At 44.9% G+C, this 14,997-nt stretch carries 13 protein-coding genes; 2 read left to right on the top strand and 11 right to left on the bottom strand.

Annotated features, from left to right (window positions below):
* Positions 1-15: 15 nt before the first annotated feature.
* From FOR85_RS00060 to yghU, 5 genes are all read right to left on the bottom strand, one after another.
* Positions 16-1,743, bottom strand: coding sequence for a hydantoinase B/oxoprolinase family protein (locus tag FOR85_RS00060; protein ID WP_223808434.1), 1,728 nt, complete (start codon positions 1,741-1,743; stop codon positions 16-18).
* A 101-nt stretch (positions 1,744-1,844) separates the two neighbouring features.
* Positions 1,845-3,089: a DUF819 domain-containing protein gene (locus FOR85_RS00065; protein WP_144296170.1), complete on the bottom strand. Its 1,245-nt coding sequence runs from the start codon at positions 3,087-3,089 to the stop codon at positions 1,845-1,847.
* Between the two features lie 224 nt (positions 3,090-3,313).
* Positions 3,314-4,969, bottom strand: a complete 1,656-nt coding sequence (locus FOR85_RS00070; RefSeq protein ID WP_144296171.1) for a DEAD/DEAH box helicase — start codon at positions 4,967-4,969, stop codon at positions 3,314-3,316.
* A gap of 619 nt (positions 4,970-5,588) precedes the next feature.
* Positions 5,589-6,653, bottom strand: coding sequence for a DUF1176 domain-containing protein (locus tag FOR85_RS00075; protein WP_223808435.1), 1,065 nt, complete (start codon positions 6,651-6,653; stop codon positions 5,589-5,591).
* 346 nt (positions 6,654-6,999) lie between these two features.
* Entirely contained in the window at positions 7,000-7,881 is an 882-nt protein-coding gene (gene yghU, locus FOR85_RS00080; RefSeq protein WP_144296173.1) for a glutathione-dependent disulfide-bond oxidoreductase, read from the bottom strand.
* A gap of 332 nt (positions 7,882-8,213) precedes the next feature.
* Here yghU and FOR85_RS00085 point away from each other — a divergent pair, with 332 nt between their 5' ends.
* On the top strand, positions 8,214-9,590 hold the full coding sequence (locus tag FOR85_RS00085) for a DHA2 family efflux MFS transporter permease subunit (protein WP_144296174.1): 1,377 nt from the start codon (positions 8,214-8,216) through the stop codon (positions 9,588-9,590).
* Between the two features lie 144 nt (positions 9,591-9,734).
* Here the strand turns inward: FOR85_RS00085 and bfr (FOR85_RS00090) are convergent, their stop codons facing one another.
* The 3 genes from bfr (FOR85_RS00090) to FOR85_RS00100 form a co-directional block, all read right to left on the bottom strand.
* A complete protein-coding gene (gene bfr / locus FOR85_RS00090; RefSeq protein ID WP_102076432.1) occupies positions 9,735-10,217 on the bottom strand; it encodes a bacterioferritin in 483 nt (160 codons plus the stop codon).
* A 70-nt stretch (positions 10,218-10,287) separates the two neighbouring features.
* Positions 10,288-10,776: a bacterioferritin gene (bfr, locus tag FOR85_RS00095; protein WP_068405485.1), complete on the bottom strand. Its 489-nt coding sequence runs from the start codon at positions 10,774-10,776 to the stop codon at positions 10,288-10,290.
* A 470-nt stretch (positions 10,777-11,246) separates the two neighbouring features.
* A complete protein-coding gene (locus FOR85_RS00100) occupies positions 11,247-11,438 on the bottom strand; it encodes a (2Fe-2S)-binding protein (RefSeq protein ID WP_068405488.1) in 192 nt (63 codons plus the stop codon).
* Between the two features lie 286 nt (positions 11,439-11,724).
* Here FOR85_RS00100 and FOR85_RS00105 point away from each other — a divergent pair, with 286 nt between their 5' ends.
* Positions 11,725-12,048: a helix-turn-helix transcriptional regulator gene (locus FOR85_RS00105; RefSeq protein WP_144296175.1), complete on the top strand. Its 324-nt coding sequence runs from the start codon at positions 11,725-11,727 to the stop codon at positions 12,046-12,048.
* Positions 12,049-12,186: 138 nt separating this feature from the next.
* Here FOR85_RS00105 and FOR85_RS00110 read toward each other — a convergent pair whose 3' ends face one another.
* From FOR85_RS00110 to cysT, 3 genes are all read right to left on the bottom strand, one after another.
* Positions 12,187-12,909 carry a sulfate/molybdate ABC transporter ATP-binding protein gene (locus FOR85_RS00110; RefSeq protein ID WP_082894303.1) on the bottom strand — a complete coding sequence of 241 codons (723 nt, stop codon included), beginning with the start codon at positions 12,907-12,909 and terminating at the stop codon, positions 12,187-12,189.
* A gap of 69 nt (positions 12,910-12,978) precedes the next feature.
* On the bottom strand, positions 12,979-13,989 hold the full coding sequence (gene cysW, locus FOR85_RS00115; protein ID WP_144296176.1) for a sulfate ABC transporter permease subunit CysW: 1,011 nt from the start codon (positions 13,987-13,989) through the stop codon (positions 12,979-12,981).
* The gene (gene cysT, locus FOR85_RS00120) at positions 13,989-14,870 is read right to left on the bottom strand and encodes a sulfate ABC transporter permease subunit CysT (RefSeq protein ID WP_144296177.1); all 882 of its coding nucleotides are present in this window, start codon (positions 14,868-14,870) and stop codon (positions 13,989-13,991) included. Before cysT ends, cysW begins: the two co-directional genes overlap by 1 nt.
* Positions 14,871-14,997: the final 127 nt, after the last annotated feature.

A 14,997-nucleotide genomic window follows, 5' to 3' on the forward strand; every position in this document is an offset into this window, starting at 1 on the left:
AGTTAGTTTTTGGTTTTATGCTGTCATCTTGCGACGTAATGATTCAGTCTCTGCTTCATTTACTGCGAGCGTGTGTGGGTCAATAACCACACCATACTCAGTCTTAGCTGCTGCCACTGATATGATTCTTTCCTCTACATCTTTTAATACGGCGGGAATTGAACGTACAAACGAGCTGCCGTAGCCGCCGCCACCCGGATTGATATTGCGCGCGCGTTCACCCGGCGTGATTTCCGTAACAGTGTTTTTTCTATATAAGTCCGTTTGCCCGTCTTTATGTAGTATCTCTAGACGCCCAACTTTTAGCTCAGGTGAGATTTGTTCCGCGCCGCCAGCGCCCATAGTAGGATGCTGACGACCTTCGCCAAAGGCAATAACCGTCATCGTATGGTCTAATGGCTCAACTTCCCAAACCGTACCACAGCCGCCGCGGTACTCGCCTGCGCCGCCACTGTCTTCTGCCAAGCCATACTTATGAATTAAGATAGGATACTGGTACTCTAACAGCTCAATATCTCCCGAGCTTAACGCGCCAAAACAGCATAATGGGCCACAAGCGCGCCATCCATCCATCTGTTGAGTCGCGCCAGCACCAGAGATGATTGATGCTAAAATCATGGTGACGTATTGCTCCCCTGTTTTTGGATCAATACCTGAGATGTTGATACCAGAAGCATGACCCCAAGAGGCAATTACTCGATCCGGCGCGGCATCTTCAAACGCCATACGCACTGCGTCGGTCAAAGTTTCCATCGGTGTGGTGGTACAGTTGACATGAGGGGCAGGCTCTTTCGCATTACACAGCGTGCCATGGTCACCTAAGTCTACGGTGACACAGCGGTACAACCCTTCGTTATATGGCGGATCTACTTGTGCAAACATCATCAGCCCTAGTAGTACACCAGACATTGAGTTACCAGCGTAGGAGTTGATGAAATAAGGCACTTGTGGCGGACTGGTAATCTTGATATGTACATTGCTGTCTGTAATTTCGATGTCAGCGCTGATAGTCAAGTCACCCAAGCCGTGACCTGAATCTTCTAACACCGCCTCGCCATGATAATGACCATCAGGGATAGAGGAGATCAACGAGCGCATATGGATATCAGCCATATTTTTTAGCTCATTAATCGCAGCGCGGACGGTATCTACGCCATACTTGTCTAGCAGCGCGATCATATTACGCTCACCGACCGCACAAGCACCAAACTGGGCATTGAGATCGCCTTCTTGATTACGGCGAGAGCGCATATTGCTGTGTATTAAGTTAATGACATCACGACGTCTAACGCCCTTCTCCCAAATTTTGATAGGTGGAATACGTAAACCTTCTGCGTATATCTCTTTGGCATCTGGGTTATAGCCTGCAGGTACAGGCCCACCAATATCAGTGACGTGACCTTTACACACTGTCCAAAACACCAATTCGCCTTTATAGAATACTGGCTTATACATACAGCAATCTAAGATATGACTGCCCATCATCACGGGATCATTATGATAAATAACGTCGCCTTCGTGGATGTCATCACCGTAATATTCAGCCACGGCTTTCATGGCAGGCATGAGTGAGCCCAGGTGGATAGGAATATCTTGACCTTGCAAAATCATCTCAGGCAGATGATCAAATAAAGCATTGCTATAATCATGAGCTAAGTTAAAGACACTCGAACGGGCGGTTTTTTCTAAGGTGGTTGTCATCTCACGCTGCGCCGTTTCTAGGGCGCCACGTACGACAGACAAGGTAATGGGATCTATAGAAAGGCAAATGGCATCACCTTAGAGGCGATATTTTGGCTAAGCAGATGCGCCCACAAAACACGCCAGCATTTAGTTAGGTGCTATCACCCCACCACCAGCCGCATCATCTGGGTACTGATATAACCACCAAAAGTGCCCACGGCATAACCTAAAATACCCAAGAATACGCCAACTGGCGCCAGTGACGGATGAAATGCCGTAGCGACAATCGGTGCTGATGACGCGCCGCCGGTATTGGCATTCGAGCCAACTGCCAAAAAGAAGAATGGCGCACGAATCATTCTAGCAACCGCAAAAACAATCACAACGTGAATACTCATCCATAGTAGACCAATGAGTAGTAAGCGCCACTGCGAGACAATGCCCGCTAGATTGATTTGCATGCCGATAGCGGCGATTAAGACAAAGATAAACACCGTCCCGATTTTGGAGGCGCCCACATGGTCAAGACGGCGGATTTTGGTAAAGGAAAACACCACCCCTATTAAGGTGATAATCACCACCATCCAAAAGAACGAGCTGGCAAAGCTATATTGTACTGCCCAACTATAAGGCGCAAAGAAGCCTGCTATCTGCCCGCCTGCGAAATGCGCCACCCCGACCATGGCAAAACACAAGCCAAACATCACCATCAAATCATTGATAGTGGCAGGACGCGCATGGTCTCGCTCATAGCTTTCCACCGCGGCAATCACTTTATCAATACTACTGCTATCCGCTCGTAAAAACTTATCTATCTTCGCGCTGTGCTTGGCCATAACCAAAATCGCCAATAGCCATAATGAAGCATTGGTGGTATCGACCAAAATCATCATGCCAAATAAATCATCACTGACGCCAAACAGCTCTTTCATCGCCGCTTGGTTTGCTGCCCCGCCAATCCAGCTACCCGCGACCGCTGAAAACCCGCGCCATAAGGTATCGTCGTTAAACATCTCAGGCGAAATCCATTTGGCAATACCTAAGCTAATCGGCCCACTAATAACAATGGCAATACTAGCCGCAAAAAACATCGCAATGGCTTTCCAGCCTAAACCTAATATTTTTGGCACATCCATCGACAAGGTCATCAATAGCAAACTGGCTGGCAACAGATAGGTGGCGGTAAAGCCATAAATCTGTGAACCAATACCATCAGCAAAGACACCCAAGCTATTTAGGGTTGCAGGAATAAAGCAGCACAATACAATACCCGGCAGTACGGCATAAAAGCGGCGCCAAAACTTGCCAGGCAGCCCTTGCGTATAAAACACCAAACCAATAATGGCCATGATAATGCCAAAGGCTAACGGCAGATTATCAATGGCTAAATGAGAAATATCGGGCATCAGACAGCTCCGCAGCACACGATGATTAAAAGCCTGTCAGTATAGACAAGGCGAAAAAGACGCGCAAGCAACGATATAGCATTGTTGACTTTTTATTAGTGAAACATACAAGTATTTTGACGCACAAAAAAGCCAGACAACAAGTATCTGGCTTTTTAATATGACGCTATATGATTAATAATGACATTTATTTAAGCCATTATTAACCATTCATTATAACGTTATTACGAGTTTCTACCACGGTTGCCGCCTGTTGGACGACCTTGGCCGCGGCTGTCAGAGCGATTCGCTGGGCGACCTTGGCTGCCACTTGGACGACCGCGACCGGTTGCAGCGCGATCGCCGCGTGGTGCGCTGGTACCGTCACCACGGCTAGGCGCGCCTGTGCGTTTGCCTTGATAGGGTTTGCCACCTGAGCGCTCACTTGGCTTGCCTTGATAACCGCTGTCATTGCTGGCGCGTTGACCAGTCGGCGCGCTGTCGCTTGAACGACCACGACCTTGACCGCCGCTAGATTTACCAGCATAGCCGCCGCCTGAACGACCACGGCCTTGACCACCGCCATTAGAGCGACCACGGCCACGACCACGACCATTACCTTTGTTTTCGCTCGGTACATAAGTCTTCTTAGGCTCCATACCTTCGATAACACATACTTCCATTTTGCGATCTAAATAACGGTTGATAGCATTCAGTTGTGGACGATCATCCATGCTACATAGGCTGATAGCAACACCAGTACGACCAGCACGGCCACAACGACCGATACGATGGACGTAGTCTTCAGTCTGACGTGGCAAGTCATAGTTAATGACATGCGAGATAGCTGGGATATCTAGACCACGAGCAGCAACGTCGGTCGCTACTAGGATTTTAACCTTGCCATTACGTAAGTCTTGTACGATACGGTTACGCTTGCTTTGCGGCAAATCGCCATGGAGGAAACTGGCTTTATGACCCGCTTCTTGCAGCTGTTTGGCCAATTTTTCTGTACTACGTTTGGTCGCTGCAAAGATAATGATTTGTTCCATATCTTTGTCACAAACAACTTTATCAAGCAAACGGTTTTTATGATCAAAATCATCACAGTAGTATACTTTTTCTTCGATATGCGCCGATTCAACTTTGATTGAAACGCGCTCAGGATTTTTGGTGAAGCTCGCCGCAATCTTGCCAACAGGGCCATCCCAAGTCGCTGAACACATAATCGTTTGACGATTATCAGGTGCCGCTTTCAAGATATCGTTGATATCATCAGCAAAACCCATGTCTAGCATACGGTCAGCTTCGTCAAGTACCAACACTTCAAGGTTTGATAAATCAACGCGACCGGCTTTGATATGGTCAAGTAAACGACCAGGCGTTGCTACGATAACTTGAACGCCCTTTCTTAGCGCAGTAATCTGACCGTTGTACGGTGCGCCGCCGACTAATGGCACGCAGAACAGACCGCGCATGTCTTTTGAATAGGTACGAACGCTGTCATGTACTTGTTGAGCAAGCTCACGCGTTGGCGTTAAGATAAGGGCTTTGGTTAATTTGTCAAAGCTCGTGGCACGGCTTAAACGGTCAAGTACTGGGATAACAAATGCCGCAGTTTTACCACTACCGGTTTGCGCTGACAATAATAAGTCACGACCCGCTAGAGCAAAAGGAATGGCTTGTTCTTGAATAGGTGTTGGGTTGGTATAGCCAACGCGGTCAAGCGCGGTCAAAATTGGCTTGGCAATATCAAGGTCGCTAAAAGTGATTTTATTTTCTTCAGCAGCGTCAGTAGTAGCCGCTTGATTATTGGTATCAGCAGTTGCAGTGGTGTTTGGGGTGTCAGTGCTGTCGATGATGCCGTTTTCAGCGGCGATAGCAGATAAGATGTCAGTCATAGTAATCCTTGGTAAGTATAAGCTGCTGTAAATTCAGCAAGCTTGATGCATACCACTGATAACCGTTCATCACGCCGCATTTATAAAATTATTGTCTCACCTTAAAAAGGCTTAACAATCAAAAGCCAAGCCATAAAGCTTGTCAATATTATAAAGGCGTTCGTGCTGTCTGACGTATTTTGGTGGTAGTGCCGAGTGTCTTATCCTTGTTTACTAAAAGCGCATTATCAATGCTTTGTCCAAAGCAGATAAAGGCTGGTAACAACCAATCTAACCGATATAGCGGTCAGTAGATAAGATATGAGTCAAAAATAACGGATTTTTCACTATTAATAGAAAAGGTTATTTAAGTACACAAAATCATCGGCAACAATTACTTATGGTCATCCTAGACCCAAAATCGCAGGCGATGTTATCAATCTCATAATTCACGCTAGTCTATGCTAACGTGGCGACGCAGTATAGCACAACATAAGCGCAAACAGTACCTATTTTTCTGTTTATGATAAAAATAGGTCAGATCTCAAACAATTTAGGCTTAAAAACCGCTGCGCCAGTCTTTAATACAGCCGCTTGAACGCTTTTATCTTTAATGTAATAATTTCTAACATACGCGCTATTAACGCGACATTTTCACTTCCGTCACATAGGTTGGCAATTGCCAAGCGCCGCCCGCCTCTATCAGCCGGCACATACCTGTGGTGCTTTCATGACTTTTCTCAAACGCTCTGCCTGTCCATACCCATTCACTTTTAGTTAGGCAGTCCCCAAGCCCGCGGCCTTTTTGCACCGAGGTTATTTTACCATCGCTATAATCGGTCGCGCTTGTCGTCACCAAGCTCGGCTTATAAGGCTTAGTGTCATTGAATACCCAAACACCCGTACCCGTGTTATAAGCGCCCGTCCAACAATCATGCTGGGCGAGCAGCTGCTTACTGTTTAAACGGCTGACGCGCCACGCTGTCTTATCCGCTAAGTTTGGACATTCAGTGTTGACATCTTTCATAGTGGTTTTCATCATCTCTGCCAACTGCGATGAGCGCATGGCAAATTTTTTCTTACTACTAGAGAGGGCGTTAGGATTAGGAGTGACCAGTCGTAGTGAAGGAGCGGCTTGCGGCGATAAGATGCCACTATTAGATTTACTGGTGTTATTGCTAATAAAAGCGCTTGAAGTCCCTACTCGGCCTTGTGCCTCGTCGGCTTTGAGCATCACTGCACTGGCCCCTTTATCCGATAACTGCCAGCGCGTATTGCGAATCACTAGCTCAATTTTGCTCGATTTGGTCAAGGCATCGAGCAGCGCGCTCACCTGCGCTGAGGTTAGTTCGGCATGGCCTGCGGCTACTGAGTAAGGCTTGGTTTCTCCATAATCTCTATCGTTAATAAACAGCGAGATACGATGGCGATTACCAAGCTGCATCAGCGCTTTAGCAGAGCTTTCTTTAGCGCCGCCAAGCTTTACTTTGCCGTCGACGGTAGCGTTTGCTCCTGCGCGGCGTACCAATAGTAAAGACACAGGTAAATCGCTATTATTCTCCGCTTGGTAACCTGCCAGCCGGCAAGTACGCGTATTGTCGCAAGCGACTTCCCAATCTTGATTACTAAAGCTTACAGGCGTGGCAGCCTGCGTCACGGAACTCAATAAAGCGGCGCTAAGGGCAGCAAATAACGGTAGTATCATTTTTTTTGTCATGAATAAAAGGTAGAAAAACCATCTCGTTGAATAGAGGTAGTGGTATAGGCTGAGTTTTATTCTTCATAGTCATTACTCATTAATAGAAGAAATATCAACACCTGCCCAAGAAGGCGGTGGCTGCTATCTTAACGTACTAATGTTTCTATCTGTTATACTAATGTACCATTATGTAAAGACGAAAGTATAGTCAAAAAGCGATATATCGATAAATATATTTGGAATAACGGATATTAAAAAAGCAAAAGGTTAACAAGCAATGGCTTATTAACCTTTTTATGAAAACTTATGTTTTGCTACGACTATTTAAATATAAACTGATAAAGTTAAATCTTTAAACAATAGGCTTTAATTCTAAATCTACGGCGCGTTTTACCGCTGGACGGTCGGCGATTTTTTGTGCCCAACGTTTGATGTTTTTGTAATCATCTACTTGTAAAAATTCTGCCGCATCATAAAGCTTGCCAAGCACCAGCTGACCGTACCACGCCCAGATAATCATATCAGCGATATTATAGTCCGCCTCATCATTACCGCACATATACTCGTGGTCTTTGAGGTGCTTATCTAGCACATCAAGCTGGCGTTTGGTCTCCATCGTATAGCGATTGATAGGATACTCTAGCGGTTCGGGCGCATAGGCGTAGAAATGCCCAAAACCGCCACCTAAAAACGGCGCACTACCCATCTGCCACATCAGCCAAGACAGACAATCTGCGCGCGCTTTACCTTGCTGCATCGGGATAAATTTGCCAAACTTTTCCGCTAAATATAATAAAATAGCCCCCGACTCAAAAAGCGCAATAGGCTCGCCAGCATTTTTATCATTTAAAGCATCAGTATAATCAACCAGCGCCGGGATTTTAGAATTGGGGTTGATAGCGACAAACCCTGAGCCAAATTGATCGCCCGCAGAGATATCTATTTTGTAGGCGTCGTACTCAGCGCCTTTAACATTCAGCTCGGCAAGCTCCTCTAACAAGATATTTACCTTGACGCCATTCGGGGTATTTAGTGAATACAGCTGTAAAGGTGCATCGCCGACCGGTAATTTTTGCTCATGGCGCGCGCCAGCTGTTGGGCGATTGATACTGGCGAACTTACCACCATTTTCGCTGTCGTTTTTCCATACTTTAGGCGGCGTATAGGCTTTGGTATGGTTGTTTTGAGTGTCATTATTTTCGTCATTGTTTGATTGATGATTGTCACTACTCATAATAATTCCTATTTTTTTTGTTGTATAAAACAGAGCCAAAGCGAGACTGAGGCGGCAAAAGATTTATATTAGTCTCACGTCGTCCTATATGACAATTCTACTATAGCAAATCTTTAGTTAAAGCCCTGTCTTGTAACCCATTTTTAAAAGTAACGAGCACGAGTATCAAAGCGTTTGAGAACACACTTCTTATGAATGAGCTTGCACCGTTACTTTGCTACTCTTTAACTCATAGGCGGTTATTTTTATACTAGCCCAACTTAACAGCTTTTTAGAGATAGGCTTAACAACAGAAGTCAAAAGATGAGGTCAAAAGACATGGTGATGACAATATGGTAACCCTAACCCCAACGCAAGATAAATACCTACCCTATGTCTTGGCGGTGGCGCTATTTATGCAGATTTTAGATGCTACCATCTTAAACACCTCTTTGCCGCAAATGGCGCAAGCCCTTGGCGAGTCACCATTAAAAATGCAGTGGGCGGTTATTAGCTATGCGCTAACCTTGGCGATTTTTATTCCTATAAGCGGCTTTTTGGCTGATAAATATGGCACGCGGCGGGTGTTTTTATATGCTGTAATCATCTTTTGTATCGGCTCACTATTGTGTGCCGCCTCCCCAACGTTGAATTTATTGATTGGTTCGCGCGTCATCCAAGGTATTGGCGGCGCGATGATGACCCCTGTGGCGCGTCTCATATTGGTCAAATCTTATCCGCGTAATAAGCTATTAACCGTGATGAACTTTGCGGTGATACCCGCGTTAATCGCGCCCCTAGTTGGACCAGTATTGGGCGGTTATATCGTGCAATATACCAGCTGGCATTGGATATTTCTCATCAATATCCCGATGGGTATATTTGGTTTTATCATGGGCAAAAAGCTGGTACCTGCTTTGTTTGAGGACACCAAGCGTTTAGACTGGACGGGTTTTGCTTTATTTGCTGCTGCCGCTTGCGGATTTACTTTGGCGGTCGAGTTTGGCTCACAGACTGGGCGTGGGTTTTACGGTTTGCTACTCGCACTCGGCGCTAGTATCTTGATAGGCGCGTATGTGTGGCATGCCAACCGCCGTGCAGCGCCATTATTTCCACTAAGTTTATTTAATATTCGCACTTTTCGTATCGGTATTACTGGCAACTTATTCACCCGTTTAGGCATCAGCGCCGTGCCTTTTTTATTGCCGCTATTACTACAGGTGGTGTTTGAATACTCACCGTCGCAAGCGGGTTGGCTGCTTGCACCTATTGCCGTTGGTGCAATCGGTATCAAGCCTTGGGTCAGTAAAATTATTCAGCGTTTTAGCTACCGCAAGGTGTTGGTGGCCAATACCTTTTTGATAGGCCTGCTTATTATTGTCTTAGCGCAGTTTAATGATGCGGCAAATTGGATTTGGTTTATCCCTATTTTGACCGTCATGGGTGCCTGTAATTCCATGCAGTTTAGTGCCATGAATACCATTACTATCGGTGATTTAGAGGGCGCGCAGACCAGTAGCGGTAACAGCTTAATGGCGGTCAATCAGCAATTGGCGATTAGCTTTGGCATCGCTTTTGGGGCGGCGGTCTTGAATCTACTGCGGGAACGCTTCGAGCTTGATACCTTGGTCGCCTTTCAGACCACCTATTGGATACTGGGTATTTTAACCATCCTTTCAGGTTTATACTTTTTACGCCTCAAACCTGAAGACGGTCGTGGCTTATATTAAGTTATTGGTATTGAAAGATACTTATCTCTAAAAGTAACAAACATTAAAAAAGCATTAAATATAAAAACGCCAGCGTAACCTAAAATCAGTTAATCTAAAACTTATCTTAGGATACGCTGGCAAGTAACGGCAATTCTTATAACTTTAAGGCGTGTGGTCATCATCCATTTGTGACTGAATATAATTTTCAATGCCAACGTCTTTAATCAAGTCCTCTTGGGTTTCAAGCCAGTCTTGATACTCTTCATTGCCATCTTTTAGGATAACCAATAAATGACGCGAGACATAGTCATGCTTGCTCTCGCACAAGGTAATTGCATCAGTTATGATAGAAAATTTCTGCTTTTCTAAGCGCAAGTTGCAGTCAATCATTTCAGGCACATCTTCTGCGATGAACATTTTGCCGTAATCTTGCAGGTTTGGCAGACCGCCTAACAATAAAATACGCGCAATAAGGTCATCCGACCATTTCATCTCTGCAATAGATTGCTTATAGAAATTTTCGTTTAATGCCTCTAAACCCCAATGACGGGCAATACGGGCGTGCAAAAAATACTGATTGATGGCGATTAATGACTGACCGAGCACTTGATTGAGTGCGCGAATAACTTCTTTATCCCCTTTCATGCTGTTCTCCCTGTCCTGCTTATTCGTTTATCAATTTAATATTCGTGAAAACTGCTTAATATATAAAATACTAAACAATATCAGGAGACACTTCCGCCATCTGGCTTTGTAAATAATTGGGCAGACCAACCATATCAATCAGGCGCAGCTGCTGCTCTAACCAATGGGCATGATCTTCTTCGGTGTCTTTGAGCTGCTCAACCAACATCTCACGCGTCACATAATCGTGCTCTGCTTCACAAAGCGCAATACCGTCTTTTAGATGCTGCTGTACTTGATATTCTAAGTCCAGGTCCAATTGCAGCATTTCAGGTACCGTTGCGCCAATATTAATCTCATTGACGCGCATCTTCGGCGTACCGCTTAACATCAAGATACGGCGGATAATCGCCTGCGCGTGCTGCGTTTCATCTTGCATCTCATGGTGGATACGGTCGTATAATTTACCGTAATGCCATTCTGCATACATCTCAGAATGAATGAAGTACTGATCACGAGCCGCAAGCTCGCCACCTAATAAAAAATTTAAATAATCAATGACCTTTTGGCTGCCTATCATGACTCATACTCCTATGTTTTTATTTGGCTACTAATACATTCACAATAATAAATATAGTTAAAGTACCATTCGTAAACCAATCAGTAAAGATTAAAACCCATCAAACGTCTTACAAAGTTAGATAGATATAGTAGCATAGGCACGCCGTAGCGCTTGTAACGATATGAACTAAGAATAAGATGCTAATTGAGAATTATAATTAACTCGCTTACACCGATAGCGTTTAGCGAGTAATCTTAATAGGTGATTTATGAAGGCAAACAGAGATAAAGGATAGCCGCACTCGCCTTTTGAGTTACTTATCGTCTTTCATGGTGATGGCTTTTAACCATAAATAACCATAAAAAGATGATTTGAACGCGGATAAAGGCGAATTGGCGGCTAAAACACTACAGATAGAGGGAAAGCAGAAACGGGATTTGAACGGATTGGCAATAGAAGTGGATACAAGCAAATGCTTAAACTGTTTCTTAAACTGCGTAGGCCAACGCATCAAGCTTGGCATGATGTTCGTCAAGAAAGTCGTTGACCATAGGTTCGCAGCAGCCACAGCACGTCGCTACATCAAGGGTGTCTTTTAACCCCTCTAATGTGTCAATGCCTGAAGCAATGGCAGCTTTGATTTGTTTGTCTTTGACGTCGTTACAGATACATACGTACATGTGCGGCTCCTACTATGAATATCTAGCTAATTATGCTTTATAATAACGATAATTATTACCATTTACAATAGTATTTGGTATATTTATCCGTCATATTAGGTACAGCTAAAAGATATATTACCCTAACTTTATCCATGTAACTGAATACAGTCTTAGGTGTAACCACAAAGTACCAAAGGTAGTAAAATGGCGACGAACTGTAAATCTGCTCATTTTTTAATCGTTTTTACCGTTAACTGCTGTTATATTGACCCCCTATTAACTAAATCTATATTGGAATTGTTCTATGTCTAATAATAATTCTACGATACAGCCGCTTGAGTTATTTAAAGTCTTGTCTGACCCAACGCGCTTAAAAATTTTTCAAATCTTATTTAATAAAGAGTCGCGCTGTGTTGGTGAATTGGTAGAAATACTCGATCAGCCGCAGCCGACCATCTCGCGTCACTTAAATCATTTGAAAAAACTGGGCATTTTAAGCTGTGTTCGTGATGGGACGTGGATGTGGTACGAGGTGTCTGATGATTTGCCAAAATGGTGCCAAGATATTTTAGAAATCACCTATAAGCAAATATCAACTAAAGACATCAATATGCCAAAGCCTGCTTAATGTCAAAAAAAGCAGATTGAGAAAGTCTAATGACAAATAATTGAGCACATAAAAAAGATCTATCATTGATAGGTCTTTTTTGTTTTTAAGCGTTGTTTTAAAATACGCCCTTAATATAAATACGCCTTCAAGCCTAAATTAGACTAGATCTAAAAAATCACTGACAAAGGCGTTTGCTGGCTGGTGAATCAGCTCCTCTGACGTCCCTACCTGCTCGACGCGGCCCTGATTCATCACCACAATCTCATCCGATACCGCCCGCGCCTCTTCTTGGTCGTGGGTTACCATAATGCTCGTAATACCCAGCTCGTGGTGGATATTTTTTAGCCAAGTACGCAGCTCTTTACGGACTTTGGCATCTAGCGCGCCAAACGGTTCATCGAGTAATAATAGTTTTGGCTTTACTGCCAAGGCTCGTGCCAGCGCGATACGCTGACGCTGACCACCTGATAATTGATGCGGATAAGCATTGGCAACTTGCGGCAACTGTACTAGGTCTAGTAATTCAGCAACGCGCTTATTGATATCCGCTTTACTTGGGCGCTCATTCTTCGGTAGCAAGGTTAAGCCAAAGCCGACATTATCGGCGATGTTTTTGTGGCGAAATAACGCATAGTGCTGAAACATAAAACCAATATGGCGCTTTTGCACTGGTGTATTGGTGACATCGAGCTCATCAAATAATATCTGCCCAGAGTCCGCGTATTCTAAACCTGCAATGATACGCAGCAAAGTGGTTTTACCGCAGCCTGACGGACCAAGCAACGTCGTCAACTTGCCCGTTGGTACAGTGATATTGATATCATCTAAGGCGGTAAAGTTACCGAATTTTTTATTAACGTTGCGAATCTCGATACTCATAATGGGTTCTCTTATTATATTTTTGGCTTAGCAGATGCCTTTCTTGCTGACGGATTTGTAAAATAGCGCTTATAAATTGCCTGTGCTTTTCGCTAAAGTGGCATCCGTATCTGACGCTTTCTTAGCACCTTTAGTGTTTGACGTATTGCTAGCATTGCCAGCGTTGTTAGCATTGTGAGCGTTGGCACTCACTGGCAATTCAGGCGCACTTGCTAGACGCTCAGACTTGGCGAATTTGCGCTCTTGCAGCTTGGTCATCACTTGTTGTATCAATAGCGTTACCAGCGCCAAGGCAGCCAGTAAGCTCGATAAGGCAAAGGCGGCGGTAAAGTTATAATCGTTATAAGCAATCTCAACCAATAGTGGCATGGTGTTGGTTTCGCCGCGGATATGGCCAGATACCACGCTTACCGCGCCAAACTCGCCCATCGCCCGCGCATTGGTCAAAATCAAACCATACAGCAGCGCCCACTTGATATTAGGCAGTGTCACATGCCAAAAGGTCTGCCAACCGCTAGCGCCCAAGGTTAATGCCGCTTGCTCTTCACTATCGCCTTGGGTCTGCATCAAGGGTATGAGCTCACGCGCTACAAACGGAAAGGTCACAAATAACGTCGCTAAAATAATCCCTGGTACGGCGTAAATCACCTGAAAGCCCATGCTCTCAAGCCAGCCACCGATGCTAGAGTTTAGACCAAATAGCAGCACAAACATCAAACCTGCCACCACCGGAGATACCGAAAATGGTAAATCAAGCAAGGTGGTTACCAGCTGTTTACCTTTAAATTGATAACGGGTCACAAGCCAAGCTATTGCAATACCCATCACCATATTAATCGGCAACACGATAGCGGCAGTAATTAAGGTTAGCTTAATTGCCTGCAAAGCTTCAGGGTCAACCAGGGAAGCTATATAAAGCTGCCAACCGTTTTTAAAGGCTTCATAGAACACTGCTAAAAGTGGCACCACCAACATCGCCACCATAAACAACACAGCAATAGCGATAAAAGTACGGCGTATCCACGGCGTGTCTTTGGTCGCTGGATTGCTTTGGTAGTCGTAGCTATTAGAAATTTGCATTAGCGGGCTCCTACGCGGCGCGACAGCTTCCACTGTACGATGTTAATGGTCAATAAAATTACAAACGAAATCAGTAGCATAAACAGTGCGACAGCGGATGCGCCTTGCACATCAAACTGCTCAAGCTTACTAATAATGATTAAAGGTAAAATCTCAGACTGCATCGGAATATTACCAGCAATAAAAATCACCGAGCCATACTCGCCAGTGGCACGGGCAAACATCATACCCGCGCCCATCAGTAAAGCCGGCAATAGCTCTGGCAAAATTACCTTACGAAAGGTCGTAAATCGATTGGCACCCAGTACCGCCGCTGCTTCTTCGAATTCAACGGACAATTCTGCAAGCACTGGCTGTACCGCACGGACGATAAAGGGAAAACTGACGACCACTAAAGCGAGCCAAATACCGAGCGGCGTAAAGGCGACTTGGATGTCAAATTTGGCAAACCACTGGCCGATTAAACCATTGGGTGCATAAAGAGTCGCAAGCGAGATACCGGTAACCGCTGTCGGTAGTGCAAATGGCAAATCAACCAAGGCATTAATCAGCGACTTACCCCAAAATTCATAGCGCACCAGCACCCAAGCGACCAGCGTACCAAACACCATGTTGGTTAGCATCGCCAAAAACGACATCCATAAACTGAGTTTGATAGCAGCAGTGACTTGCGGCTGAGTAATGGTTTCCCAAAAACCCGTCCAGCCCATTTGTGTCGTGGTATAGGCCATCATGGCAAACGGTAGCACCACCAGTAACGATAAGCTAAAGACGGTGATGCCCATGCTTAGCCCAAACCCTGGTAGCACATTGCGTTGACGCAAGCGCGTCAGCCACCCTTTCTTGATGGGTTTGCTGGCAGGAGAAGTTGTTGCACTCATAGTGATGTCCTATTGCCTAACTGCTGGCGCTTATTTTCTGCTTGTAAGCACCACGTGCTATCAGATGTATTTAATGTATTTATTATGGGTCTGTGTAAGCGATAAAGGACATAGCGTGGGTAGCCAT

The sequence above is a fragment of the Psychrobacter sp. YGAH215 genome (genome assembly GCF_007280595.1).
Classification (GTDB): domain Bacteria; phylum Pseudomonadota; class Gammaproteobacteria; order Pseudomonadales; family Moraxellaceae; genus Psychrobacter; species Psychrobacter faecalis.

Bases quoted from the DNA above. Each gene is read 5' to 3' on its own strand.
- FOR85_RS00065 (WP_144296170.1), bottom strand. From the start codon at position 3,089: ATGCCCGATATTTCTCATTTAGCCATTGATAATCTGCCGTTAGCCTTT.
- FOR85_RS00070 (WP_144296171.1), bottom strand. From the start codon at position 4,969: ATGACTGACATCTTATCTGCTATCGCCGCTGAAAACGGCATCATCGAC.
- FOR85_RS00075 (WP_223808435.1), bottom strand. From the start codon at position 6,653: ATGATACTACCGTTATTTGCTGCCCTTAGCGCCGCTTTATTGAGTTCC.
- yghU (WP_144296173.1), bottom strand. From the start codon at position 7,881: ATGAGTAGTGACAATCATCAATCAAACAATGACGAAAATAATGACACT.
- FOR85_RS00085 (WP_144296174.1), top strand. From the start codon at position 8,214: ATGGTAACCCTAACCCCAACGCAAGATAAATACCTACCCTATGTCTTG.
- bfr (WP_102076432.1), bottom strand. From the start codon at position 10,217: ATGAAAGGGGATAAAGAAGTTATTCGCGCACTCAATCAAGTGCTCGGT.
- bfr (WP_068405485.1), bottom strand. From the start codon at position 10,776: ATGATAGGCAGCCAAAAGGTCATTGATTATTTAAATTTTTTATTAGGT.
- FOR85_RS00100 (WP_068405488.1), bottom strand. From the start codon at position 11,438: ATGTACGTATGTATCTGTAACGACGTCAAAGACAAACAAATCAAAGCT.
- FOR85_RS00105 (WP_144296175.1), top strand. From the start codon at position 11,725: ATGTCTAATAATAATTCTACGATACAGCCGCTTGAGTTATTTAAAGTC.
- FOR85_RS00110 (WP_082894303.1), bottom strand. From the start codon at position 12,909: ATGAGTATCGAGATTCGCAACGTTAATAAAAAATTCGGTAACTTTACC.
- cysW (WP_144296176.1), bottom strand. From the start codon at position 13,989: ATGCAAATTTCTAATAGCTACGACTACCAAAGCAATCCAGCGACCAAA.
- cysT (WP_144296177.1), bottom strand. From the start codon at position 14,870: ATGAGTGCAACAACTTCTCCTGCCAGCAAACCCATCAAGAAAGGGTGG.